Below are 26,293 nucleotides of genomic sequence, written 5' to 3' on the forward strand. Positions count from 1 at the left end.
TTTTCTCCACGTGAGTAGACACGATCAAAGCTGGCTGAAGCGGCTGCGCACGGTAAAGGTTTCTGACGTGACGTAGCGCTCCACCTCACGCAGCTGCTGCTCGCCGCCGCGCAGTTCGCGGCTAAGCTCATCCAGCAGCTGAGAGGCATTCAGCGGCGGCTGGTTGTCCAGTTCGCTCTGCGGCATTTCATCCAGCACCAGAGCCAGCGCGGCATAGGCCACCAGGGTAAAGACAAACAGCCCGAGGAACATCGACAACATCACAATCACCCGTACCAGCCGCACCGGAATATCCAGATAGTTGGCAATCCCGGCGCAGACGCCCTTCAGTTTGCCCTGCTGCGGAATACGGTAAAGCTTATGGCGGTGGTTCATGGCTGCCTCCAGTTCGGATGCTCGGCGTCGAGAATCGCTTCCAGCGCCTGAATGCGCTCACGCATTTTTTTCGCATCGCCGGTCAGCTGTTGCAGTCGTTGCAGATCGCCCTGCGACAAATCGCCGCCGCGGTTTTGCCGGTTGCTGTAGTGCAGCCACAGCCAGATCGGCGCGACGAACAGCACAAAAATAGTTAACGGTATGGCAAGAAATAACGCGCTCATTGATTCTCCTTAATACAGGCCCGTTGACGGTTGGCTTACTCGCTGCGGTTCATTTTAACTTTCAGGGCCGCAAGCTGCTGGCTGATTTCATCGTCCGCCTGTAGTTCAGCGAACTGCTGGTCGAGGGTTTTCTTTTTACCAAAGCTGTGGCTTTCGGCTTCCGCTTCCATATGGTCGATGCGGCGTTCGAACGACTCAAAGCGCGCCATCGCTTCATCAATTTTACCGCTGTCCAGCTGGCGACGAACGTCGCGAGAAGAAGAGGCCGCCTGATGACGCAGGGTCAACGCCTGCTGGCGCGCGCGGGTTTCATTCAGTTTGTTTTCCAGTTCACCAATCTCGCCTTTCATGCGGGTCAGGCTCTCTTCCACCTGGCTGGATTCCTGATTCAGCACGGCGATCAGGTCGGTGAGTTTTTGCTTCTCAATCAGCGCGGCGCGCGCCAGATCTTCTTTATCTTTGCTCAGTGCCAGCTCGGCTTTATCCTGCCATTCCGCCTGCTGGGTTTCCGCCTGGTCAATGCGGCGCAGCAGCTGTTTCTTTTCGGCCAGCGCCCGCGCAGAGGTGGTACGCACTTCCACCAGCGTATCTTCCATTTCCTGAATCATCAGGCGAACCAGCTTCTGTGGATCTTCGGCCTTTTCCAGCAGCGCGTTAATGTTGGCGTTCACGATGTCGGCGAAACGAGAAAAAATTCCCATAATAAAATCCTCTTCAATAAGATCCCGGCGTCTGCCGTTTAAACACGTTGATCGTGCGGTACGGGGATATACTATTCAAAAGGCGTGCCAGTTTTTATGTTATTGATTTTTAATGCCCAGGCGTATTTACAGTCGACAGGCTAAACTTTAGATTGGTTAATCTCGCTAAATTCTGGTGAATTTCATTATGAGCGATCGTTCCGATACCCTGCTGGGTGAGTCAAACAACTTTCTGGAAGTGCTGGAGCAGGTGTCCAGACTCGCACCGCTGAATAAACCGGTGCTGGTGGTGGGTGAACGCGGTACGGGGAAAGAGCTGATAGCCAGCCGCCTGCACTATCTGTCAGCCCGCTGGCAGGGGCCATTTATTTCACTGAACTGTGCGGCGCTGAATGAAAATCTGCTGGACTCCGAACTGTTTGGCCACGAGGCCGGTGCGTTTACCGGCGCGCAGAAGCGCCATCTGGGACGCTTTGAGCGCGCCGACGGCGGCACGCTGTTTCTGGATGAACTGGCGACGGCACCAATGCTGGTGCAGGAAAAACTGCTGCGGGTAATTGAATACGGCCATCTTGAGCGCGTTGGCGGCAGTCAGCCGCTTCAGGTCAGCGTGAGGCTGGTGTGCGCAACCAACGACGATCTGCCGCAGCTGGCGCAGGAAGGCAAGTTCCGCGCCGACCTGCTTGACCGGCTGGCGTTTGACGTCGTGCAGCTACCGCCGCTGCGCGAGCGCCGCAGCGATATTCTGGTGATGGCGCAGCACTTCGCTATGCAGATGTGCCGCGAACTCGGCCTGCCGCTGTTCCCCGGTTTTTCCTCCGGCGCGCAGCAGGAGCTGCTGGCTTACGGCTGGCCCGGCAACGTACGCGAGCTGAAAAACGTAGTGGAGCGTTCGGTGTATCGCCATGCGGACAGCGAACGGCTGCTGGATAGCATCATTATCAACCCGTTCAGTAAAACAACGCCGGTGGATCAGGTTGCAGCGAGCGAAGGCGATACCCTGCCCGACCTGCCTTTTGACCTGCGTCACTGGCAGCTGCGCCAGGAGCGCGCGCTGGTTGAAAAAAGTCTGGCTCAGGCGCGGTTTAACCAGCGCCGGGCGGCAGAGCTGCTGGGGGTCAGCTACCATCAGCTGCGTGCAATGCTGAAGAAGCACGCTATCAGCGGGGATGAATAACGGACAAAAAAAAGCCCACTCAAGGTGGGCTGAAAAATACTGGAAGCAATGTGAGCAATGTCGTGCTCTTCTCCGGTAGAGCCACCGGTGAAGCGCAGGGCAATAATAATCATTCTCACTTCTTTCTGTAAAGCACTTTGTTGAGAATTTTTCTCATTACCGCAGTGATATTGGGTGTATTTTGAACACCCCTGATAACAGTATGCTCTTTTGCTGGCGAATTAGCCGTCAGTTATCCTGTCGGCCTGTAGCCTTACGGCGAGAGTGCGGTACACTCTGCTTATGCCTTAAATATCAGACGAATTATGCGCAAACTATTTTCCACCCTCTTACTCAGCCTCGGCGTTTTCAGTGCCCAGGCGTGGTCGGCAACGCCCGGCGATATCCGCCAGAGCGGGTTTGTCTACTGCGTTAACGGCGTTATGAACACCTTTAATCCGCAGATGGCCAGCGGCGGGCTGGTGGTGGATACGCTGGCCGCGCAGTTTTACGACCGCCTGCTGGATGTTGACCCTTATACCTATCGGCTCATCCCCGAGCTGGCCGAAAGCTGGGAAGTGCTGGATAACGGCGCGACCTATCGCTTCCACCTGCGCCAGAAGGTCGACTTCCAGAAAACCGCGTGGTTTACGCCGACAAGGCCGATGAACGCCGATGATGTGGTCTTCAGTTTCGATCGTGTGTTCAATCGCCAGCACCCCTGGCACAACGTTAACGGCGGCAGCTATCCCTACTTCGACAGTCTGCAATTTTCCGACGCGGTACAAAGCGTAAAGAAACTGGATAAAAATACCGTTGAGATCCGCCTGAACAGCCCGGATGCTTCGTTTCTGTGGCATCTCGCCACCCACTATGCACCCGTCCTTTCGGCGGAATACGCCGATAAGCTGACCAAAAGCGACCGCCAGGAGCAGATGGACCGCGAGCCGGTCGGCACCGGGCCGTTTATGCTCAGCGAGTATCGCGCCGGGCAGTACATTCGCCTGCAGCGTAACGAAAATTACTGGAAAGGCACCCCGCGCATGTCGCAGGTGGTGATCGATCTCGGCGCTGGCGGCACCGGGCGTCTGTCCAAGCTGCTGACCGGCGAGTGTGATGTACTGGCCTATCCCGCCGCCAGCCAGCTGTCCATTCTGCGTGACGATCCGCGTCTGCGCCTGACGCTGCGCCCGGGGATGAATACCGCCTATCTGGCCTTTAATACCCGCAAGCCGCCGCTCGATCGCCCTGAAGTGCGCCAGGCGCTGGCGCTGGGAATTAATAATGAACGCCTGATGGAGTCGATTTTTTACGGTACGGCGGAAACCGCAGCCTCGATTTTGCCGCGCGCCTCCTGGGCCTACGACACCGATGCACGCATTACCCCCTACAACCCGCAAAAAGCCCGCGAAGAGCTGAAAGCGTTGGGGATCGAAAATCTGCATCTCAATCTGTGGGTGCCTTCCGCATCGCAGGCGTGGAACCCCAGCCCGATGAAAACCGCGGAACTGCTCCAGGCCGATCTGGCGCAGATCGGCGTGCGGGTCACCATTGTTCAGGTTGATGGCCGCTTCCAGGAAGCCCGCCTGATGGAGATGAACCACGATCTGACCCTCACAGGCTGGTCTACCGACAGTAACGATCCCGACAGCTTCTTCCGGCCGCTGCTGAGCTGTGCGGCTATCGCATCGCAAACCAACTACGCTCACTGGTGTAATCCTGAGTTCGACGATTTGGTGCACCGGGCGCTGCTTTCCCAGCAGCTCGCCACCCGTATCGACTACTACGATCGCGCCCAGGCGCTGCTGGCAAAAGAGCTGCCGGTGCTGCCGCTGGCCTATTCACTCCGCCTGCAAGCCTATCGTTATGATATTAAAGGACTGGTACTCAGTCCGTTTGGCAATGCGTCATTCGCCGGCGTCCATCGCGACAACGGTGAGGAGACTTCACCGTGATAATTTATACGCTGCGCCGGCTGGTGCTGTTTATTGTAACTCTGTTTATGCTGACGCTGATCGGCTTCAGCCTGAGCTATTTTACCCCCCATGCGCCGCTACAGGGCGCGTCGCTGATCGATGCCTGGACCTTCTGGTTTAAAGGTATTCTGCATCTGGATTTTGGCGTTTCCAGCATTAACGGCCAGTCGATTAACCAGCAGCTGCGCGAGGTGTTTCCCGCCACGCTGGAACTGTGTTTTATGGCTTTTGCACTAGCCATGCTGATAGGTATCCCGTTGGGTATTGTTGCCGGTGTGATGCGTAACAAATGGCAGGACAAGCTGTTGAGCGCCCTTGCGCTGCTGGGTTTCTCCCTGCCGGTATTCTGGCTGGCGCTGTTGCTGACGCTGTTTTTCTCGCTCAATCTCGGCTGGCTGCCGGTGTCCGGGCGTTTCGATCTGCTTTACCCGGTGAAAAATATTACCGGCTTCGCGCTGATTGATGCGTTTCTTTCGGATTCACCATGGCGACATGAGATGATTATCAGCGCCCTCACCCATATGATCCTGCCGGTTGCCGCACTGTCAGTTGCTCCCACCACCGAGGTGATCCGCCTGCTGCGCATCAGTACCCGCGAAGTGATGGAGCAGAACTACGTTAAGGCAGCCGCCACGCGCGGGCTGTCGCTGTTCACCATTATTCGCCGCCACGTATTGCATAACGCCGTACCGCCGGTGATCCCGCGTCTCGGGCTGCAGTTCTCTACGATGCTGACGCTGGCGATGATCACCGAGATGGTCTTCAGCTGGCCTGGCCTGGGCCGCTGGCTGATTAACGCCATTCGCCAGCAGGATTACGCGGCGATTTCTGCCGGGGTGATGGTGGTTGGCGCACTGGTGATTGCGGTGAACGTGCTGGCGGATATCCTTGGTGCGATGACCAACCCGCTGAAGCATAAGGAATGGTATGCCCTGAGGTAGTAGATTGGTTCCGAGCTATTTCTCATGGAATAAGAGGGAATAAACTTCATCGGCGGGTTCAATTCCCGCCAGCCTACGATCCCTCAGAAAGCTACATCTAATTTTACAGCGAGCCATTAAGTGTGTAGAACTTGATATACTCTACGCTGGATTGAACAACCGTACTAACAATAAAAACACACTCACCTCCACTAATTAAAATAAAAATTTTCAGCACAACGGGAATAGTCGCGAAACCGATTTACCTATACTAATAGTATGATGACTTAAGCGCGCTACAGGAGAGTAGAATGAAATGGAAAAAAATTTATTTACCAGGCATTATTGCGCTGACGGGTCTATCTGTTCATGCGACCCCGATGAACATAGAAAAAAAGCTAGCCTCGGTTGAGGTTTTCTCTATGGGCTTCAATGGATTCATAGCAAAAAAAATGCCAGAGCAACTTATTTATGAGGAGGCTCTTGAAAACAAAAACTCCGATTCAATATTTAAAAAAGTAATAGAAAACCCTGACTCAACGCCTGAGAGCAAGGCTTATGCAGCCTGTGGACTTTGGAAAAAAACCTATTGAATGATATCAACCCCGATGAAATACTCATGAAAAAAATGGTGACAGTATTAAGGGGGGATATACTACAAAGGGAAAGTTTAGGCAGCATAATTCATAGTATAAAAACCCATGGATGTCATTAAAGGAGAGTCAATATGGAAATATTAAATACTCAATCAAGCGAAAAAGTGTCTGGTGGAATGAACTGGCAAGGTGGCCGGGAGTCAACGAATGTTGTAGATCTTCGCGGAAAAAAAATGGGCACATGGATCGATGCAGCAAACAGCTGCTGGAAACCGGGAACACCCTCCAGCATTATGTATCCAGGAGGGATTTATATTCCTAACTTCAGATTTTAATAACGTGACCTAAATTAAAATCATTATTGAATCCCGCTAATATAGGCGAAATTCAATAACTAATCGTTTAAAATCTTCCTTTGCGCTGACATTTAGCCATTCATTTCCTGAAGCCCATGCTTTCGTTGTTAGCGAACTCTGTCGCAAACAGGCCGATAAGCAGGAGCATCGCAGTCATCTGTTTATCCGCTTCGCGTCTTGTCGGGTCTTCTTACCGCACCGCGGATTTCTGGAGGAATAACGTCCCGTCCCTTGCTTGTGACACTGTAATAGACGGATAATCATCTATGCTGAAATGTACGGGTTTACTCTGCAATAGAATGTCACCAGAATGGGTGTGCCTTAAGCGTGATTTCAACGTAAGATGATGATATGAAAATAGAGTTTAATTTAACTTCGCGCAAAAAAACGCCAGCGGATACTCATGCCCGCCGATAATATCTACGCCGAGAAGCGCCCACCCAGCCCGCTGCGCCACACGTGGCGGCTGTTCTATCACGACACCACGGCGATGATTGGCCTGTACAGTTTTGGTGCCGTACTGCTGCTGTGCATCTTTGGCAATCTGATTGCGCCTTACGGCATCGACCAACAGTTCCTCGGCTATCAGCTGCTGCCGCCGTCCTGGTCGCGCTACGGCGACGTCTCCTTCTTCCTCGGCACCGACGATTTGGGCCGTGATTTGCTCAGCCGCATGCTGAGCGGCGCGGCACCCACCGTGGGATCGGCGATTGTCATTACCCTGGCCGCCGCAGTGTGCGCCATGCTGCTTGGGGTACTGGCGGGGTTAACGCACGGACTGCGTTCGGCGGTGATGAACCACGTGCTGGATACCCTGCTCTCCATACCTTCACTGCTGTTGGCGATCATCGTCGTCGCGTTTATGGGACCAAGGCTGGAACATGCCATGCTGGCGGTGTTTCTGGCGATCCTGCCGAGGCTGGTACGCGCTATTTACAGCGCGGTTCACGATGAGCTGGAAAAAGAGTACGTGGTGGCATCCCGGCTCGACGGAGCCAGCAACCTGGATATTCTGTGGCACGCGATTTTACCGAATATTCTTGCGCTGCTGGTGAGCGAGTTTACCCGCGCGCTGTCGATGGCCATCCTTGATATTGCTGCACTGGGCTTTCTCGACCTCGGCGCACAGCTGCCTTCGCCGGAATGGGGAGCAATGCTGGGGGATTCCCTCGAATTGATTTATGTTGCACCCTGGACCGTGATGTTACCCGGCGCAGCGATTATGCTTTGTGTACTGATCGTCAACCTGTTGGGTGACGGCGTGCGCCGGGCCATCGTTGCGGGAGTCGAATAATGCCGCTGCTCGATATTCGAAATCTGACCATTGAGTTTATGACCGCCGACGGCCCGGTCAAGGCGGTCGACCGCGTCAGCATTACGCTGACCGAAGGAGAAATTCGCGGGCTGGTCGGCGAATCAGGTTCGGGTAAAAGCCTGATCGCCAAGGCTATCTGCGGCGTGACCAAGGATAACTGGCGCATTACCGCGGACCGTATGCGCTTTGATGATATCGATCTGCTGCATCTTTCCCCCCGCGAGCGACGTAAAATCGTTGGCCAGAATGTGTCGATGATTTTTCAGGAGCCGCAGTCCTGCCTCGATCCGTCTGAAAGCATCGGCAGACAGCTCAAGCAGGCAATACCCGGTTCAACATGGAAAGGACGCTGGTACCAGCGTTTTCGCTGGCGTCACTACAGGGCGATTGAGCTGCTGCACCGGGTCGGTATTAAAGATCATAAAGATATTATGCGCAGCTTCCCCTACGAGCTGACCGACGGCGAGTGTCAGAAGGTGATGATCGCCATCGCGCTTGCCAACCAGCCGCGCCTGCTGATTGCCGACGAACCCACTAACGCCATGGAGCCAACCACCCAGGCGCAGATTTTCCGCCTGCTCTCCAGGTTGAATCAGAATAACAACACCACCATTCTGCTCATCAGCCACGATCTGCAGATGCTGAGCCACTGGGCCGATAAGATTAACGTGATGTACTGTGGTCAGACGGTGGAGACGGCGGTCAGCGAAGAGCTGATTAGCGCTCCCCACCATCCTTATACGCAGGCGCTGATCCGCGCGATGCCGGACTTTGGCCGCTCGCTACCGCACAAAAGCCGGTTGAATACACTGCCGGGTGCCATTCCGTCGCTGGAGCATCTGCCGATTGGCTGCCGTCTTGGCCCGCGCTGCCCCTACGCGCAGCGCACCTGTATTGAAACGCCACGGCTGAGCGGCTCAAAGAATCATCTGTACGCCTGCCACTTCCCGCTGAATACGGAGCAACAGTAATGGACGAAACGCTACTGGAAGTGCGCAACCTCAGTAAAACCTACCGCTATCGCACCGGGCTGTTTCGCCGACAGCACGTTGAGGCAGTGAAAGACGTCAGCTTTACCGTGCGCGAGGGACAGACGCTGGCGGTTATCGGTGAAAACGGGTCGGGTAAGTCAACGCTGGCTAAAATGCTGAGCGGGATGATTGAACCCTCCTCCGGCGAAATGATGATTGACGATCATGCCTTGGAGTACGGCGATTACGGCTATCGCAGCCAGCGTATTCGCATGATATTCCAGGACCCGTCTAACTCGCTGAATCCTCGTCAGCGCATCAGCCAGATTCTGGATTTGCCCCTGCGGCTCAATACCGAACTGAATGCCGAAGAGCGGGAGAAGCGAATTATTGCCACGCTGCGTCAGGTCGGTCTGCTGCGCGATCACGCCGCCTACTACCCGCATATGCTGGCCCCGGGACAGAAGCAGCGTATCGGCCTGGCCCGCGCGTTGATCCTCCAGCCCCGGGTGATTATTGCCGATGAGGCGCTGGCCTCGCTGGATATGTCGATGCGTTCGCAGTTGATTAATCTGATGCTGGAACTGCAGGACCGGCATCGCATCGCCTACATCTATGTAACTCAGCACCTCGGCATGATGAAACACATCAGCGATCAGGTACTGGTGATGCATCAGGGTGAAGTGGTTGAGCGCGGCAGCACCGCCGACGTGCTGGCCTGCCCGCTGCATGAACTGACTAAGCGTCTTATCACCAGCCATTTTGGTGAGCCGCTGACCGCTGACGCCTGGCGCAAAGATCGTTAAGTCTTCATCTTCCCTTTCATAAAAGACGTTTCGGACGCGCGCGGTGGGCCTGCCGCGCCGCTCCGGTGTCCCTGCTGTTTCTAAGCCCTTATATCTTCCAGCTATTTAATAGCACCGATCATTATTTTGCTCGCCATAGCGCTTACGTCAGGATATTCATGCCCTTCAGATCGGCGGTGTGTTTGACCTTAACGGCACCGACGGTCAGTTAACTTGAAAAGGAATGACCATGGAACAACGCCGTTTTCCCGGCAACAGCCACTGGTATCATGAAACCCAGACCAGTCTGCCCGCTCAGCGTAGCGCGCTGGTGCCTGAGGCCGCCGATATTACAGACCGTTTTTTACTTGGTCTGACCCAGCAGGCGGAAGGAGAATTAAAGACTATCGTGCAGCGCGCGCAGCCGCTGCATCTGGCGTCGCGCGATCTGTATCAGCTGCTGTTTCCGAGCCAGCTGTCCACCAGCCTGACGCATACCCTGACGCTGTACGATCGCATCAGCACCGCGCTGACCGTCGCGCAGGTGACGGGCATTCAGCGCCTGTGCAACCACTATGCGGCGCGCCTGAATCCGCTGCCTGGGCCGGATTCATCACGCGAAAGCAATCGTCGCTTAACGCAGATCACCGAATACGCCCGTCAGCTTGCCGGACAGCCGACGCTGATTGACTCTGCGGCGCTTCAGCGTCTTGATGAGGTGGGATTAACCGCACCCGACATCATTACCTTCAGCCAGATTATCGGCTTCGTCAGCTACCAGGCGCGGGTCGTGGCGGGTATTCACGCGCTGATGGCGCTGCCGGTACGCTGGATGCCGGGTGTTAGCGTGCCGCCCGATGCGGCTTTGCTTCCGTCCGGAGCATGGCAGCCCGCGCTAACGCCGCTGGAACCGCGCTACGCTGCCGCCGATCAGCTGGAAGCGCTGACATTCTGTCTACCGTTGATTAAGCCTGAAAGCTTTGTCTGGCTGCTGGCGCAGGATGGCGATGTGCTGAACGGCTGGGGACATCTGCTCTCTGCGCTGGAAAAACAGGACGCGTCGGACGATACCGCCCTTGCCGCCGCGGTCACCGCACGTATCAACGGCAGCAGCATTTGCTTTGCTCACTATCCTGCAGGAGAACTGCGCGATGCGCTGTGGGAAAATGTAGACCAGGCATTAAGCATCGCCACTGAGCGGCAGAAAGCGATCATTCTGCTGGCCGCCCAGCTGACGCGCGTTCCCGAACGTTTTAGCGCGGCGCATTTGCAGCCGCTGCGCGAGGCCGGTTTATCGACCGCCGGGATTTTCGATGTGATCCTGAGCGTGGCCGCCGCCGCCTGGTCAAACCGCCTGATGCAGAGCCTGGGCACGGTTAGCGTTGAGAATCATTGATATCTCAGAGGATTGATGCAGGTCTGATGGCGATCGTTGTGTTCAACCCCAGATGCCGCAGACCTGATATCCGTACCGAAGTTCAGCAGGAGACATTTCCGGGCTGATAGCACGCTGAAATCCAGTAAGCGATGTTACCGGTCTGCGTTCAGCTGACCAGCAGGTGCCGGACTTCATCAAAGAAGTGCTGCGCCAGCGGCGTGGCGCGCCCCGGCTCAGCGATGACCACCGCACCGTGGCGCGACATCGGCGGCATCAGCAGCGGACGTCGGCACAGTTCACCAGTACTTTCCGGGATCAGATGCCCGACCGGGGAAATCAGGCAGCCCAGCCCCACCTGCACACCCTGAATTAACTGGAAGATAGAGGTTGTTTCCATTACCACACGCAGATTCAGCCCCGCAGCAAGGAAATGGCTGTCCAGATAGCGGCGGAAATAGCGCGTACGGTCGGCCAGACACAGCGGCAGCGAAACCACATCGTCCAGAACCAGCGGCGTATCCCCCGCCAACTGAGGGAAATGCTGCGGATGCCAGATAACCTCAACGCCGCGATCGTCGAGCATCTCCGCCTGGAAGTGCAGTTCACGCAGTGTAGCCAGCTCAAAGAAACCGATGCCGACATCCACCGTGTGGCTGTTCAGCGCTTCCAGCAGCTGGTCGGCGCTAAGCACCGCGATGCGATAATCCAGCTGGGGATAACGATCGGATACCGCCTTCAGCAGCTGCGGCAGGGAAATACTGCACTGCGGCACCACGCCGATGCGCAGCGTACCGCTGACACCGTGCTTCAGCGATTCCACTTCCAGCTTCAGCCCCTGATAAACCGAAACGATTTCCCGCGCCCACGAGAGCACACGCTCGCCCTCTGGCGTAAAACCGTCAAAATTATTGCTGCGGTTGATCAGCGAAAGACCCAGCTCGCGCTCCAGATTTTTCAGGCGCATTGAAAGGGTCGGCTGGCTGACAAAACTGGCCTCGGCAGCGCGGCCAAAGTGGCGTTCGCGCTCCAGATTACAGAGGTAAATTAACTGCTTAATGTCTATTTTTTCTATTCCACAAAGAGTTAAGACTAAATATTATTCGAAATTATAACGAGCTCATATTCCAGGTACAAACACAACCGTTCCGGTTAATGATGCCTGAGTTTCAGGCGATGCCCAGCGCGCTCTTCACCTCTCCGGCGATTTTCTCCACCTGCGGGCCATAGATCACCTGCACATCCGTATCGCTGACGCGGTTCACGCCGTTGGCCCCGGTGCTCATCAGCGTGGCATCCACCACCTCTTTCATCGTTTTTACCCGAACGCGCAGGCGGGTAAAGCAGCAGTCTACATCCTCAATATTTTCCGCACCGCCCAGACCGCTGATAATCACTTTGATCCGCTCTGCGGCTTCCACCTGCGGCGTCGCGTCCTCTTCTTCCGTTTCGCGTCCCGGGGTTTCTACCCGCATGCGCTGAATAATAAAGCGGAAGCTGTAGTAATAGACCGGTATGTAAATCAGCCCCAGCGCGATGCTCCACCACCAGGCGGTTTTTTCGCCGCCGAGGATACCGAACACCACCAGGTCGATCGCCCCGCCCTGCACGTTGCCAATCATCAGATGAAATAGCGACATCAGCATAAACGACAGGCCGCTGAGCAGCGCATGCAGGATGTAGAGCACCGGTGAAACGAAGATAAAGCAGAACTCCAGCGGCTCGGTGATGCCGGTGGTGAAGGATGTCAGCGCGGCGGCCAGCATCAGCGCCTTGACGCGCTGCTTATGTTCAGGTCGTGCCGCATGGTAAATCGCCAGCGCGGCGGCGGGCAGGCCAAACATCATTACTGGGATTTTGCCCTGGGCAAGAAAACGCGTAGCTTCCCGCACCGTTTCATCGGGCACGCTGCCGGGATGGGTCAGCGAGGCGTTAAAGATATTCAACGCTCCCACCAGCGTCTGGCCGTCAACGGTGGCAATGCCGCCAATCGGCGTAAAACGCACGGTTTCGTTCAGGATGTGGTGCAGCCCGGTCGGGATCAGCAAGCGCTCGCTGGTGCCGTAAAGAAACGCGCCGTACTGGCCGCTTTTACCAATCAGTTCGCCGACCCATGCAATGCCAAGTCCAATGGTTGGCCAGATCGCCGCCAGCAGTACGCCCACCAGAGGCAGCACCAGCACAGTGACAATCGGCACAAAGCGCCGCCCGCCGAAGAAGCTGATGGCAGTGGGCAACTGAACGGTGTAGCAGCGATTATGGATGACGGCGGTCAGCAGCCCGGCAATCACCCCGCCCAGCACGCTCATGTTGTAGGTGAAAATGCCCAGCATCTGGATATATTCCGCCGCCGTCATCATCGCCTGAGTCTGGTCCATGCCCTGCGCCTGAAGCGCCTGGGCGGTCGTGGTGGCAGCGGTCAGCCCCTTCGCCGCCAGCGTGGCGCTGACGCCAACGTGCATCGTAATAAAGCCAATCGTCGCGGCAAACGCCGCTGTGGGTTTTTCCGCTTTAGCCAACCCAATCGCGCTGGCAACGGCAAACAACAGTGGCAGGTTAGCGAACAGCGCACCGGCCACCTTACGGATAAAACCGATAATCAGCTGCGGCACCTGCATCGCGGCAAACGCTTCACCGGTAATCGCCGGATTCTGCATTGCCGCCGCCACGCCAAGGAAAATCCCGGCGGCGGCAATGACCGAAATCGGCATCATCAGCGCTTTACCAAAGGCATGAACGCTGCTGGCAAACTTTTTCATCTGGCCTCTCCCGCCCGGCTTGGTGAACGCTAAGTATTAGACGACAGCGGAGGGATCGCCGTACCACAGGGGAAAACGTCAGGCTATTTTTTGAACAGCGTCACAGTTTTAACAATTCCGCGATAAATACTAACTATCGCTCCATCGCTGCAATCAATTAGACAATTCCCACACTGGCTATCACACTTATGCAAAAGGAGTCATAACTTCTTAACATCATTTCAACATAAGCCTGCATATCATGAAATTTAAAGAAGCGATTAAACCCTACCAGGCCGCGGCCGGTGGTTGGGGTTCCCTGGAAGCGACCACCCGTTTTGTCTTCGACAGCAAACAAGTATTAAAAAACATGCGCAACCTGATGCGTATGAACAAGGCAAAAGGCTTCGACTGCCCCGGCTGTGCCTGGGGCGATGATAATAAAAGTACCTTCAGCTTCTGCGAAAACGGGGCCAAAGCGGTCACCTGGGAAGCCACCCGCCGCAATATTGGTGCCGACTTCTTTGCGCAGTACAGCGTGAGCGCCCTCTATCAGCAAAGCGACTACTTCCTGGAGTATCAGGGTCGCCTGACCGAGCCCCTGCGCTATAACCGCCAGACCGACCGCTACGAGCCAATTAGCTGGGACGATGCGTTTGCCCTGATCGCCCGCCACATCAAGGCGATGGACAATCCGCACCAGATGGAGCTTTACACCTCTGGCCGCGCCAGCAATGAAGCGTCCTGGCTTTACCAGCTGTTTGGCCGCCTGAATGGCAGCAACAACTTCCCCGACTGTTCCAATATGTGCCACGAGGCCAGCGGCAGCGGCCTGAAGCGCAGTATCGGTGTCGGTAAAGGTACGATTCGCCTTGATGACTTCGATCATGCCGATGCGATTTTCGTCTTTGGCCAGAACCCGGGTACCAACCATCCGCGTATGCTGCACAGCCTGCGCCACGCCGCCGATCACGGCGCTAAAATTGTCACCTTCAATACCCTGCGCGAGCGTGGGCTGGAGCGTTTTGCCGACCCGCAAAAACCGCTGGAAGTGGTGACCAGCATGGCCGGACAGATCAGTTCTACTTACTATCAGCCGAATCTGGGCGGGGATATGGCCGCCGTTCGCGGTATGGTGAAAGTACTGGCGGAAAATCACCGCACGCTGGTTGCCGCCGGTGAAAAAGGCCTGTTTGACGAAGCGTTTATCAATGCAAAAACCGAAGGCGTTGAGGCCTATCTGGCCGAAGTGGATGCCACCGAATGGTCGCAGATCGTCCAGCAGTCCGGCCTTAGCGAGCAGCAAATCCGCGAAGCGGCGGCGATTTATCAGAGCGCCGACCGGGTGATTTGTACCTGGGCGATGGGTATCACTCAGCACAAACACTCCGTGGATACGGTGCGTGAAATCGTTAACCTGCAGCTGCTGTTTGGTCAGCTGGGTAAAAAGGGTGCGGGCCTTTGCCCGGTGCGCGGACACAGTAACGTGCAGGGCAACCGCACAATGGGCATTGACGAGAAGCCGCCTAAGGCATTCCTCGACAGTCTGGGCCAGCATTTCGGCTTCGAGCCACCGCGTGAAATCGGCCACAACACCGTTGAAGCGCTGGAAGCGATGTTGCGCGATGAAATCAAGGTACTGATCGCCCTGGGCGGTAACCTGGCGGCCGCTGCGCCGGATAGCCCGCGTACCGAAGAAGCGCTGCGCCGCTGTGGCCTGACCGTGCAGATCAGTACTAAGCTCAACCGCAGCCACCTCTGCCCGGGTGCAGTAGACGCACTGATCCTGCCTACGCTGGGCCGTACCGAACAGGATATTCAGGCTACCGGTCCACAGTTTATTACCGTGGAAGACTCGTTCAGCATGGTGCATGCCTCAGAAGGCGTGGGCAAGCCGATTGCCGATACCCAGCGTTCTGAAACCTGGATTGTCGCCGGTATCGCCAACGCGGTGCTGGGCAACGAGAAGGTCGACTGGCTGGGTCTGGCGGCGGATTACAATCTGATCCGCGACCATATCGCTGCCACCATACCGGGCTTCGCGGATTTCAATGCGAAATGCGATATCAAGGGCGGCTTCTATCTCGGTAACGCCGCGGCGGAACTGCGGTTTAATACCCTGCATGAGAAGGCGCAGTTCAGCAACGCGGCGCTGCCCGTCTCCCTGTTCCCTGAGCTGGATGACGAGGTGCCGTTCACGCTGCAAACTCTGCGTTCGCACGATCAGTACAACACCACTATTTACGGTCTGGACGATCGTTACCGTGGCGTTTACGGCCAGCGCGAGGTGCTGTTTATCAATGCGCAGGATATGGAAAAACTGGGCTTTGCCGCTGGTGATAATGTCGACATTGAAACCGTGTGGAACGACGGCATTACCCGTAAAGTTCATGGCTTCAAACTGGTGCCGTACAACATTCCTGCCGGGAATCTGGCCGCCTACTATCCGGAAACTAACCCGCTGGTGCCATTATCCAGCTTCGGTGATATCAGCGGAACGCCAACCTCGAAGTCGGTGCCGGTGAAAATTTCTCTGTCACCTATCAAGCACGAATTGCGGATTGCGTAAGTGCGGGGGCGGCCGGAAAATGGCCGCCCTTTTCATACCGGACTTGCCGCGAGGCGGTTAATCGCGTAAAACTGTCTGCCGCTCTTAGGCCACGAAAACTGTTGAAATTATGTTCCAGGATAACCCGCTGCTCGCGCAGCTTAAAGAGAAACTCCACTCCCAGACACCTCGCGTTGAGGGTGTGGTAAAAGGTACGGAAAAAGGCTTTGGCTTCCTGGAAGTCGATGCTCAGAAAAGCTACTTTATTCCGCCGCCGTTCATGAAAAAAGTGATGCACGGTGACCGCGTTTCAGCGGTATTGCAAACCGATAAAGATCGCGAAGTAGCCGATCCGGAAACCCTGATCGAGCCGTTCCTCACCCGTTTTGTTGGCCGGGTGCAGCGGAAGGACAAAGACGACCGTCTGTCCATTATTCCCGATCATCCTCTGCTCAAGGATGCTATCCAGTGTCGCGCCGATCGTAGCGTGAAACATGATTTCCAGAACGGCGACTGGGCAGTGGCCGAGATGCGCCGCCACCCGCTGAAAGGCGACCGCACTTTCTACGCCGAGCTGACCGAATTTATCACCACCGGTGATGACCATCTCGCCCCGTGGTGGGTGACACTGTCACGCCACAATCTGGAGCGTGAAGCGCCGGATGTCGCCACGCCGGAAGAGATGCTGGATGAAAAGCTGGAGCGTGAAGATCTCACCGCCCTGAATTTCGTCACCATCGACAGTGCCAGCACCGAAGATATGGACGATGCGCTGTACGTGGAAGAAACCAGCGATGGCGAACTGCTGCTGACCATTGCCATTGCCGATCCGACGGCCTATGTGCTGCCGGGCAGCAAGCTGGATAAAATCGCCGCCGAACGTTCGTTCACTAACTATCTGCCGGGCTTCAATATCCCGATGCTGCCGCGCCAGCTGTCGGACGATATCTGCTCGCTGCGCCCGAACGAACGCCGCCCGGTGCTGGCCTGCCGCGTGAAAATTGCCGCAGACGGTACGCCTGCCAGCGACATTCAGTTCTTCGCCGCCTGGATCGAATCCAAAGCCAAGCTGGCTTACGATAACGTTTCCGACTGGCTGGAAAACGACGGTGCCGGTGAATGGCAGCCGGATAGCGAAGCGATTGCTCAGCAGATCCGTCTGCTGCATCGTCTGTGCCTGGCACGCAGCGAATGGCGTCAGAGCCATGCGCTGGTGTTCAAAGATCGCCCTGACTTCCGCTTCCTGCTGGGTGAAAAAGGCGAAGTGCTAGATATCATCGCTGAACATCGCCGCATCGCTAACCGCATCGTTGAAGAATCCATGATTCTGGCCAATATCTGTGCTGCGACCGTGCTGCGCGATAATTTGGGCTTCGGCGTCTACAACGTGCATTTAGGCTTCGACCTGGTTAACGCCGAGCAGGCCGCTGCGGTGCTGGCCAACCACGGCATTACCGCCGACCCTGCGGCGATTGCCACACTGGAAGGCTTCCGCGAGCTGCGTCGTGAGCTGGATGCTCAGCCTACCCAGTTCCTCGACAGCCGTATTCGCCGCTTCCAGTCGTTTGCCGAAGTCAGCATTGAACCCGGCCCGCACTTCGGCCTGGGCCTTGAGGCATACGCAACCTGGACTTCGCCAATCCGTAAGTTCGGCGATATGATCAACCATCGCCTGCTGAAAGCGATTATTAAAGGTGAAGCGGCTGAACGCCCTGCTGATGAGCTGACGGTGAAAATGGCCGAACGCCGCCGCCAGAACCGCATGGCAGAACGCGATGTTGGCGACTGGCTCTACTCGCGTTTCCTGCAAAAAGCGGTGGGAACCGACCAGCGCTTCAGCGCCGAGATTATCGACGTCTCGCGTGGCGGCATGCGCGTTCGACTGCTGGACAACGGCGCGGTCGCTTTTATCCCGGCTCCGTTTATTCACGCTGTGCGTGACGAGCTGGTGTGCAGCAATGAAAACGGCTCCGTGATGATCAAAGGCGAAGTAGCTTATCGCGTTACCGACGTTATTGAGGTCACCATCGCCGAAGTGCGCATGGAAACCCGCAGCGTGGTGGCTCGCCCGGCAGCATAAAACTCAATGCGGGATAACGACTCAGGTTATCCCGCATTATTTCTCTCTACTTCCCTGCGTAAAAAATCCCCGACAGTTCACACTTCCTGACTGATTACCTTCCTATTACATTTCATTACACTATTTTTAACTTGCTGATTCCTTCTCCCCTTTGCGGTTCTTACAAGGAGTAATGTGATGAAAAACGTCAAGGCAAGTTTGATCTGGATTGCCGTGGCCATCGTTGGTGCCTGCGCGTTTGCGATGCTGGCATTGAACCGAGGCGAACCGGTTAACGCACTGTGGCTGGTGGTGGCCGCCGTTGCCTGCTACAGCATTGCTTATCGATTCTACAGTCTGTTTATTGCCCGCAATATTTTTGAGCTGGACGATCGGCGTATGACGCCCGCCGAGCGTAAAAATGACGGTCTGGACTACGTTCCCACCAACAAATGGGTGCTCTTCGGGCATCACTTTGCCGCTATCGCCGGTGCCGGGCCGCTGGTCGGACCGATCCTTGCCGCCCAGATGGGCTTCCTGCCCGGAACACTGTGGATTCTGATTGGCGTAATGCTGGCCGGTGCAGTACAGGACTTCCTGATTCTGTTTATCTCCACACGCCGCGACGGACGCTCACTGGGGGAAATGGCCCGCCAGGAACTGGGCGCTTTTGCCGGGGTGATCACCATGCTCGGTGCGCTTGGCGTGATGATTATTATTCTTTCCGCGCTGGCGCTGGTGGTAGTGAAAGCGCTAACTAACAGTCCGTGGGGCATGTTCTCCATCGCCGCCACCCTGCCGATTGCCCTGTTCATGGGTGTGTACATGCGCTTTATCCGCCCCGGTCATATCGCCGAGGTGTCGCTGATCGGCTTCGTGCTAATGATGGCCGCGATTATTTACGGCGGTGATATCGCCCTGCATCCTTTCTGGGGGCCGTTCTTTACCCTGAAAGGCACCACCCTGACGCTGGTGCTGGTGATCTATGGCTTCGTGGCTTCAGTATTGCCGGTGTGGTTGCTGCTGGCACCGCGCGATTATCTGTCTACTTTCCTGAAAATCGGGGTGATCGTCGGTCTGGCGGTGGGTATTGTCTTTGCCATGCCGGAAATGAAAATGCCTGCGGTGACGCGTTTTATTGACGGCAGCGGGCCGGTGTTCTCCGGCGGACTGTTCCCGTTCCTGTTTATTACCATTGCCTGCGGTGCCATTTCAGGCTTCCACGCGCTGGTTTCGAGTGGCACAACGCCGAAACTGGTGGAGCGCGAAAGCCATATTCGTATGCTCGGCTACGGCGCAATGCTGATGGAATCCTTTGTCGCCATTATGGCGCTGATCTGCGCTTCGGTGCTGGACCCGGGTATCTATTTTGCAATGAATGCCCCGGCGGCACTGATTGGCACCACGGTAGAAAGCGCCGCGCAGGCGATTAACGGCTGGGGCTTTGTCATCACGCCGGAGGTGCTGACCGCGATTGCCCGCGACGTAGGGGAAACCTCGATTCTTTCTCGCGCAGGTGGCGCTCCGACTTTTGCCGTTGGCATGGCGCATATCATCACCGAGGTATTTAACAGTCGGGCGATGATGGCCTTCTGGTATCACTTTGCCATTCTCTTTGAAGCGCTGTTTATCCTGACGGCGGTTGATGCCGGTACTCGTGCCTGCCGGTTTATGGTGCAGGATCTGGCGGGTACCGCTATCCCGGCGCTGGCGAATAACCGTTCCTGGTTCGGCAATATTATCGGCACGGCGGTGGCCGTTTCCGGCTGGGGCTTCTTCGTCTACCAGGGCGTTATCGATCCATTGGGCGGGATTAATACCCTGTGGCCGCTGTTCGGCATCGGCAACCAGATGCTGGCGTCGATGGCGCTGATTCTGGGTACCGTGGTGCTGTTTAAGATGAAAAAACAGCGCTACGCCTGGGTGACTATTTTGCCGACCGCCTGGCTGTTCGTCACCTCAATGACGGCCGGATGGCAGAAAATCTTCCACGAAAAACCGTCGATTGGTTTCCTCGCCCAGGCGAAGAAATTCTCCACCGGTATCGATCAGGGCGTGGTGATTGCCCCGGCAAAAAGCATCGCGGATATGCAGACCATCGTAATGAGTAACCAGATTAACGCAGCGCTATGCGGCTTCTTTATGCTGGTTGCTGTCACTATGTTGATTTCGTCTTTCTTCGTGATCTGCCGCGCTCTGCAAAGCAGCCAGCCAACCACGCACGAAAGCGAGATTGTTCTGCGTGGTGAAATGGCACAGAGTACGGTGAATCGTTTCTGACTTTAGCGGCCAAAACGCTGTCCATGCCCGGCATTTGTTACATTATTTTTCTTAGGGCATGTTACACAATCCAACTATTGCGTTATTGTTACTAATGAGTCTCCCCGATCGAACGGTCGGGGAGATTTTTTATTTATCCTGATTTAATCAGTCTGGATTAATTGCTATTGTGTCTCGGGATTCTGCAACCGGCTAATACTGTTGCTAAAATAAGAAGATACCATCTGCACTGCATCACCAAGGAGAAAGAATAAATGACCGATGAACAGGGGCAAACGCTGCTATACGCCTGGTTTGGCACCAGTAGCCCTTATTGGCATTTACGCTCCGACAGCGATGCACTGCACTTCGCTCAGGAAGAGAATGGCGAAACCAATATCGCCGTACCGCTGAATGCCGCACAGGCCAGAATGGTTCGCGAGATGACGGTGGTCACGTCCAGCATTAACCTCACGCTGTCGCTTTACGGCACCCCGATCTCAATGCATCTGGTTGGCCGTAAAACCAGCCTGACTGACTGGGCAGGTACCGCTTCAGCCTGGGGAGATACCTCCGCAGTTGCGCGTGACTTAGCCTTAGGACTTTCTTTTGCCGAGCAGGTGGTTTCGGAAGCCAACTCGGTGATCGTTATCCTCGATCAGCACGGTAATATTCAGCGCTTTAACCGCCTGAGCGAAGAGTATACCGGCCTGAAAGAGCAGGAAGTGATTGGTCGCAATGTGTACCAGCTGTTTATGACTCGACAGGAAGCGGCCTCCTCCCGTCGCAATATCAGCACCTTCTTCCGTGAAGGCAGTTCGTATGAAGTTGAACGCTGGATCAAAACGAAAATGGGACAGCGTCTGTTCCTGTTCCGCAATAAATTTGTCCACAGCGGCAGCGGTAAAAATGAAATTTATCTGATCTGTTCGGGCACGGATATTACTGAAGAGCGCCGCGCTCAGGAACGGCTGAGGGTGCTGGCTAATACCGATACGATTACCGGTCTGCCCAACCGTGCCGCAATTAATGATCGCATCGCCGAGGTACTGGAAACCCGCGACACCGAGCAGGTCGGCGTTGTTTATCTGGATCTGGATAACTTCAAAAAAGTTAACGATGCTTACGGACATATGTTTGGCGATCAGCTGTTGCAGGCCGTGTCGCTGGCGATCCTCAGCTGCCTGGAGAAAAATCAAACGCTGGCACGCCTCGGCGGTGATGAGTTTATCGTGCTGGCAGAAGATACGTCTCAGGCCGCGCTGGAAGCGATGGCCTCCCGCATTATCGACCGGCTGAAGCAGACCTTCCGTATCGGTCTGATTGAGGTGTATTCCGGCTGTTCAATCGGTATCGCCATTGCCCCACAGCACGGCGAGGATCGCGACAGCCTGATCCGCAACGCCGACACGGCGATGTATACAGCGAAAGAAAACGGTCGCGGCCAGTTCAGCGTATTCTCTACCGAAATGAACCAGCGGGTGTTTGAATACCTCTGGCTGGACACGAACCTGCGCAAGGCGCTGGAACTGAGCCAGTTGGTCATTCACTATCAGCCAAAGCTGGACGTTGACGGCACCGTCAGCAGCGTTGAGGCGCTGGTCCGCTGGCTATCTCCGGAACGCGGCCTGCTTCGCCCCGATCGTTTTATCTCCTACGCCGAGGAATCGGGGTTAATTGTTCCGCTGGGCCGCTGGGTGATGCTGACCGTGCTGGAACAGATCCTCGAATGGCGCAAACGCGGGATTTTCCTGCGTGTGGCGGTCAACGTTTCCGCACGGCAGCTCATCGATCAGAGTATTTATACCGACCTCAAGCTGGCGCTGGATGAAGCCGGGCTGGAAAGCTGTCCGATTGATATCGAACTGACCGAAAGTTGCCTGATGGAAAATGAAAGCCAGGCACTGGTGCTGATGGGCGAATTCCAGCAGTTAGGTGCATCGGTGCATCTTGATGACTTCGGCACCGGCTATTCTTCGCTGTCGCAGCTGGCGCGCGTGCCGATTGATGCCATTAAACTCGATCAGAGCTTTATTCGTAACGTCGACGAAAAAGCCGTTTCGCAATCGCTGGTACGGGCCATTGTTGCCGTTGCCCGGGCGCTGGATTTGCAGGTGATTGCCGAAGGAATTGAAACCGAGGAAGAAGAGGCGTTCGCACTGGCCTGCGGCGTTGACGTGCGCCAGGGCTATCTGTACGCGAAGCCAATGCCCGTTGATGAGCTTGAGCACTGGCTTGCGCACTACCTTGTTAAAGCCTGATTATGGTTGATAAACGCACTTAACCCGCTTTCAGCAAGGTTTGAGCACTGTGACGATTTTGTAAGTTAACCAGACGTTCCATATAGGCAATATCCTTAGGTTCCAGGCTGAAGGCGAAATCAACCCAGTCTTCCGTGATGTCCATCAGTTCGGCGCGGGTCAGCTGAAGCACGCGCTGGCGTGCTTTCAGCATTGCCCGCACGCCGTTCAGCTTCGGCCGCAGCGTATCAATAAAGGTACGCGTACTGTGGTAAGCCTCGTCCGGCTGGAACAGACGGTCAACCAGCCCGCGCGTTTCAAACCACTCTGCGGTGTGTGATTCACCTTCGCAAATCAGTTCTTCTGCCAGCTTCATACCTGCCCGGCGGGCAACCAGCGAGTAGCCGCCCATCCCGGGGAACAGGTTAAAAGCAATTTCAGGGAAGCCCATCCGCGCGGTGTTCTGCGCCAGAATAAAGTGATGCGCCAGCGCTGCTTCAAATCCGCCCCCCAGCGCACTGCCCTCAACCATCGCAATGGTTACCGCACCGGTATCAAATCCTCTTGCCGCCGCGTGAATGCAGTCCACACAGGCACGGGCATAAGCCCGCAGGGCCTCACGGCGGCCGTTTTTGATCGACTCCACAAAGAAGCTGAGATCGCCTCCGGCATTAAACATGCCGGGGACCAGTGAGCCGGTAACCCAAAAATCGATAGCCAGCCCCGACCGCTGTGCCGCATAGCTGAGATTCATGATCTCCTCTATCAGCTGGTGGTTGAAGCTCGGGCGCGGCTGCGCACGCAGCAGCATCCACATGGTCCGGCGCTCCTCCTCATAGTATGCGGAGAGCTGGGTCATCTGTCCGGCTTCACTGAACAGTCTGCAGGTAGTCTGGTTTACAACGGTCATATTATTATCCTCGATTAGTCATGCGTTCAGTACGCAGCTCCAGCCTAATCGACAGGATGTTTACACTAAATGGCTGTTTGATTATTAAAGCAAATTAGTAAATTTTCAGACAAAAAGTGACAATAAACACCCGGATAAAATAGCCGCCGATGGTAAGAAACTCCCGACGTTAAAAATCACTTCTGGCCGTAGTAGGCTCCGGCACCGTGCTTACGCAAATAGTGTTTATCCAGCAGGGTTTGCTGCATCACCGGCAGCTCGGGCGCAAGTTGTTGACTGAAGATGCCCATATAGGCCACTTCTTCCAGCACAACGGCACTGTGTACGGCATCGTCTGCGCTTTTACCCCAGCAGAAAGGACCGTGCGAGTTAACCAATACGGCGGGTATAGCCAGCGGATCGATTTCCCGGTCGCGCAGGGTTTCAATAATGACCTGCCCGGTTTCCCACTCGTACCGTTCTTTGATTTCAGCATCGGTCATCTTGCGTGTGCAGGGGACGGCACCGTAGAAGTCATCGGCATGCGTCGTACCCCAGGCAGGAATGTCCCGGCCGGCCTGTGCCCAGATTGTAGCGTGGCGGGAATGTGTATGGACAATTCCACCGATATCTGGCCAGGCCAGATACAAAGCGCGGTGAGTATCGGTGTCTGAAGATGGCCGTTTAGTACCTTCAACCACCCTGCCGCTTTCCAGCTCCACCACCACCATATCGTCACGCTGCATCTGCTCGTAGCTCACCCCGGAAGGTTTAATCACCACCAGTCCCTGCTGGCGATCGATGGCACTGACGTTGCCCCAGGTGAACGTAACCAGGCCGTAGTGCGGTAGCGCGAGATTGGCTTCCAGTACCTGCTGTTTCAGTTGTTCAAGCATCGTTGACTCTCCGATTAGATCCGTGAGTCATTGTCGGCGCAGGCGATAAATGCGGGTATGGAGACAATAGCTGGATAAAGGCAGTTTCCGGCTGTCCACGGCGTTCTGTGCAGCCGGTCCGCGGAAATATTCGGAATTTTTACCTGGGCAGTACAGCAGTAGCTTCTAAAATTAAGACAGATAGCAAGCTGTAGTGAGAGTCAGCTCACTAACTATTAGCAGGAACGCCGGAATAATCGACAGTTCCAGGCCGAAAATCCGGGTATCCACTATACTTGATCGGGTAATCAGTCGCTGCAATTGAGGAGTACTCACTATGACAAACACTGCAAAACGCATTACCGCTGCGATGCTGGCGGCAACACTGGTTCTTTCCCTCAGTGCCTGTTCAAACTGGTCTAAACGCGATCGCAACACGGCAATCGGTGCCGGTGCTGGTGCGATTGGCGGATCGATACTGACTAACGGTAGCGGACTCGGCACCGTAGGTGGCGCGGCCGTCGGCGGTATTATCGGGCATCAGATCGACTAAATTAGTTTGCTCGCGATATCTCTGGTTGCCGCAGCGATAAGAAGAAACAGATGAGGCCGCTTTTGCGGCCTCTGGTTTGCTGAAACAGCATCTTACTTAAACAGGGCTTTTTGCTTCGAAGCACCGACAGAAACTGGGTCAGTACATGTCCGGCATAAAAGGCCGGGCATCAGCCTCCGGCGAGTTTAACCTTATGGCCTTTGGCCTCCAGCAGCGTTTTCAGCAAATCGCGCTTGTCGCCCTGAATTTCAATCACGCCGTCTTTTACCGCACCGCCGCAGCCGCATTTTTTCTTCAGCTCGGCAGCCAGCTTTTCCAGCTCCGCATCGTCCATATCAATCCCCGAGATCAGGCACACGCCCTTCCCCTTACGGCCGCTTGTCTGACGCTGGATGCGAACGATACCGTCACCTTTAGGGCGCTGCGGTTTCTCTTTAACTTCGTCGATGCGGCCACTGGCGGTTGAATAGACCAGCCTGCTGTTATCGTCTGCCATTATGCCTCCCGGATTGAGGTAAGAATGTCTTGCAGCGTCGCCGCCGGATTAGCCGACTGGGTAATAGGACGCCCGATCACCATATAATCAACGCCGGCCTGTGCCGCCTGCTGCGGAGTCATAATGCGGCGCTGGTCACCTACATCGCTGCCAGCCGGTCGTATTCCCGGAGTAACTAACTTAAATTCCTGGCCAATAACCTGCTTAAAGCGGCTGGCTTCCTGCGCTGAACACACCACGCCATCCAGCCCGCACTGATGTGTCAGCCGCGCCAGGCGTTCGGCCTGATCGGCAGGAGATAACTCGATCCCCAGACCGCGGAGGTCGTCCGCATCCATGCTGGTCAGCACGGTGACGGCGATCAGCAGAGGGGCGTCTTTACCAAACGGCACCAGCGCCTCGCGGGCCGCGTTCATCATCCGTGCTCCGCCGCTGGCGTGGACATTCACCATCCACACGCCCAAATCAGCCGCTGCCGCCACCGCATGTGCCGTGGTGTTCGGAATATCATGGAACTTGAGGTCAAGGAAAACGTCGAAACCGCGCTGCTGCAAATCACGCACCAGCTGCGGGCCGAACAGGGTAAACATCTCTTTCCCTACTTTCAGGCGGCAGCTGCCGGGTTCAATCTGGTCGACAAAAGCCAGTGCAAGGTCGCGATCGGCATAATCTAACGCTACCACAATCGGTGAGCCGGTAAGCTGAGGTGAATGCATCAATAAACCCTCTTTAGGTGGAGCACCGCATGGCGCAAACAGAATAGTCACAGGAATTCAGCCGGGCACCACAGGCCGTTAGCTGAAAACGGAAAGCCGAAACGGCAGGCATTTTACCTGCGGATGGCGCAAATTCACAGTTAACCCGTTGAGAATTATTAGCGATGAGC

General features: G+C 55.7%; 23 protein-coding genes. 14 read left to right on the plus strand and 9 right to left on the minus strand.

The genetic code is table 11. The features are described from left to right. Window positions 1-24 precede the first annotated feature (24 nt). The 3 genes from pspC to pspA are packed head-to-tail and all read right to left on the minus strand — an operon-like array spanning window position 25 to window position 1,300. Window positions 25-375, minus strand: coding sequence for an envelope stress response membrane protein PspC (gene pspC / locus IBT47_RS04400; protein WP_200559512.1), 351 nt, complete (start codon window positions 373-375; stop codon window positions 25-27). Next, window positions 372-599, minus strand: coding sequence for an envelope stress response membrane protein PspB (gene pspB, locus IBT47_RS04405; protein ID WP_105594712.1), 228 nt, complete (start codon window positions 597-599; stop codon window positions 372-374). Before pspB ends, pspC begins: the two co-directional genes overlap by 4 nt. A gap of 35 nt (window positions 600-634) precedes the next feature. Continuing rightward, complete coding sequence (gene pspA, locus IBT47_RS04410; protein ID WP_200559521.1) at window positions 635-1,300, minus strand: phage shock protein PspA; 666 nt, start codon at window positions 1,298-1,300, stop codon at window positions 635-637. 187 nt (window positions 1,301-1,487) lie between these two features. On the opposite strand from pspA, the gene pspF reads away from it, so the two are divergent. The 9 genes from pspF (at window position 1,488) to IBT47_RS04455 (ending at window position 10,771) form a co-directional block, all read left to right on the plus strand. Continuing rightward, the gene (pspF, locus tag IBT47_RS04415) at window positions 1,488-2,477 is read left to right on the plus strand and encodes a phage shock protein operon transcriptional activator (protein ID WP_234471708.1); all 990 of its coding nucleotides are present in this window, start codon (window positions 1,488-1,490) and stop codon (window positions 2,475-2,477) included. Window positions 2,478-2,782: 305 nt separating this feature from the next. Beyond that, entirely contained in the window at window positions 2,783-4,411 is a 1,629-nt protein-coding gene (gene sapA, locus IBT47_RS04420) for an ABC transporter substrate-binding protein SapA (RefSeq protein ID WP_200559523.1), read from the plus strand. Further along, complete coding sequence (gene sapB / locus IBT47_RS04425) at window positions 4,408-5,373, plus strand: putrescine export ABC transporter permease SapB (protein WP_200559525.1); 966 nt, start codon at window positions 4,408-4,410, stop codon at window positions 5,371-5,373. Before sapA ends, sapB begins: the two co-directional genes overlap by 4 nt. Window positions 5,374-5,663: 290 nt before the next feature. After that, the gene (locus tag IBT47_RS04430) at window positions 5,664-5,945 is read left to right on the plus strand and encodes a hypothetical protein (RefSeq protein WP_200559527.1); all 282 of its coding nucleotides are present in this window, start codon (window positions 5,664-5,666) and stop codon (window positions 5,943-5,945) included. Between the two features lie 134 nt (window positions 5,946-6,079). Continuing rightward, window positions 6,080-6,283, plus strand: coding sequence for a hypothetical protein (locus tag IBT47_RS04435; protein WP_200559528.1), 204 nt, complete (start codon window positions 6,080-6,082; stop codon window positions 6,281-6,283). Window positions 6,284-6,707: 424 nt separating this feature from the next. Continuing rightward, window positions 6,708-7,598 carry a putrescine export ABC transporter permease SapC gene (sapC, locus tag IBT47_RS04440; protein ID WP_105594717.1) on the plus strand — a complete coding sequence of 297 codons (891 nt, stop codon included), beginning with the start codon at window positions 6,708-6,710 and terminating at the stop codon, window positions 7,596-7,598. After that, window positions 7,598-8,590, plus strand: a complete 993-nt coding sequence (sapD, locus tag IBT47_RS04445; protein ID WP_200559532.1) for a putrescine export ABC transporter ATP-binding protein SapD — start codon at window positions 7,598-7,600, stop codon at window positions 8,588-8,590. Before sapC ends, sapD begins: the two co-directional genes overlap by 1 nt. After that, window positions 8,590-9,396 carry a putrescine export ABC transporter ATP-binding protein SapF gene (gene sapF, locus IBT47_RS04450; RefSeq protein ID WP_200559534.1) on the plus strand — a complete coding sequence of 269 codons (807 nt, stop codon included), beginning with the start codon at window positions 8,590-8,592 and terminating at the stop codon, window positions 9,394-9,396. The genes sapD and sapF overlap by 1 nt, the downstream gene beginning before the upstream one ends. Before the next feature lie 229 nt (window positions 9,397-9,625). After that, on the plus strand, window positions 9,626-10,771 hold the full coding sequence (locus IBT47_RS04455; protein ID WP_200559536.1) for an oxidoreductase: 1,146 nt from the start codon (window positions 9,626-9,628) through the stop codon (window positions 10,769-10,771). Window positions 10,772-10,919: 148 nt separating this feature from the next. On the opposite strand, the gene IBT47_RS04460 is transcribed toward IBT47_RS04455, so the two are convergent. Beyond that, on the minus strand, window positions 10,920-11,816 hold the full coding sequence (locus IBT47_RS04460; RefSeq protein ID WP_200559801.1) for a LysR family transcriptional regulator: 897 nt from the start codon (window positions 11,814-11,816) through the stop codon (window positions 10,920-10,922). Window positions 11,817-11,919: 103 nt separating this feature from the next. Beyond that, on the minus strand, window positions 11,920-13,509 hold the full coding sequence (locus tag IBT47_RS04465) for a PTS transporter subunit EIIC (protein WP_200559539.1): 1,590 nt from the start codon (window positions 13,507-13,509) through the stop codon (window positions 11,920-11,922). 241 nt (window positions 13,510-13,750) lie between these two features. Here IBT47_RS04465 and IBT47_RS04470 point away from each other — a divergent pair, with 241 nt between their 5' ends. From IBT47_RS04470 to pdeR, 4 genes are all read left to right on the plus strand, one after another. Beyond that, window positions 13,751-16,057, plus strand: coding sequence for an FdhF/YdeP family oxidoreductase (locus tag IBT47_RS04470; RefSeq protein ID WP_200559541.1), 2,307 nt, complete (start codon window positions 13,751-13,753; stop codon window positions 16,055-16,057). Window positions 16,058-16,166: 109 nt separating this feature from the next. Beyond that, window positions 16,167-18,116 carry an exoribonuclease II gene (locus tag IBT47_RS04475; protein WP_200559544.1) on the plus strand — a complete coding sequence of 650 codons (1,950 nt, stop codon included), beginning with the start codon at window positions 16,167-16,169 and terminating at the stop codon, window positions 18,114-18,116. A 177-nt stretch (window positions 18,117-18,293) separates the two neighbouring features. Next, on the plus strand, window positions 18,294-20,375 hold the full coding sequence (locus tag IBT47_RS04480; protein WP_200559546.1) for a carbon starvation CstA family protein: 2,082 nt from the start codon (window positions 18,294-18,296) through the stop codon (window positions 20,373-20,375). Between the two features lie 254 nt (window positions 20,376-20,629). Then, window positions 20,630-22,615, plus strand: a complete 1,986-nt coding sequence (gene pdeR, locus IBT47_RS04485) for a cyclic di-GMP phosphodiesterase (protein ID WP_200559548.1) — start codon at window positions 20,630-20,632, stop codon at window positions 22,613-22,615. A 19-nt stretch (window positions 22,616-22,634) separates the two neighbouring features. Here the strand turns inward: pdeR and IBT47_RS04490 are convergent, their stop codons facing one another. Continuing rightward, window positions 22,635-23,504, minus strand: coding sequence for a crotonase/enoyl-CoA hydratase family protein (locus tag IBT47_RS04490; RefSeq protein ID WP_105594726.1), 870 nt, complete (start codon window positions 23,502-23,504; stop codon window positions 22,635-22,637). A 176-nt stretch (window positions 23,505-23,680) separates the two neighbouring features. Then, the gene (araD, locus tag IBT47_RS04495; protein ID WP_200559559.1) at window positions 23,681-24,379 is read right to left on the minus strand and encodes an L-ribulose-5-phosphate 4-epimerase; all 699 of its coding nucleotides are present in this window, start codon (window positions 24,377-24,379) and stop codon (window positions 23,681-23,683) included. 316 nt (window positions 24,380-24,695) lie between these two features. Between araD and osmB the strand changes: the two genes are divergently transcribed. After that, a complete protein-coding gene (gene osmB, locus IBT47_RS04500; protein WP_200559561.1) occupies window positions 24,696-24,911 on the plus strand; it encodes an osmotically-inducible lipoprotein OsmB in 216 nt (71 codons plus the stop codon). A gap of 169 nt (window positions 24,912-25,080) precedes the next feature. On the opposite strand, the gene yciH is transcribed toward osmB, so the two are convergent. Continuing rightward, window positions 25,081-25,407 (minus strand): stress response translation initiation inhibitor YciH, encoded by a 327-nt coding sequence (yciH, locus tag IBT47_RS04505; protein WP_200559564.1) that lies wholly within the window; start codon window positions 25,405-25,407, stop codon window positions 25,081-25,083. Continuing rightward, the gene (gene pyrF, locus IBT47_RS04510; RefSeq protein WP_200543729.1) at window positions 25,407-26,123 is read right to left on the minus strand and encodes an orotidine-5'-phosphate decarboxylase; all 717 of its coding nucleotides are present in this window, start codon (window positions 26,121-26,123) and stop codon (window positions 25,407-25,409) included. The genes yciH and pyrF overlap by 1 nt, the downstream gene beginning before the upstream one ends. Between the last annotated feature and the right edge of the window lie 170 nt (window positions 26,124-26,293).

Source organism: Erwinia sp. S43 (assembly GCF_016624745.1).
In the GTDB taxonomy this organism is placed as follows: Bacteria; Pseudomonadota; Gammaproteobacteria; order Enterobacterales; family Enterobacteriaceae; genus Erwinia; species Erwinia coffeiphila.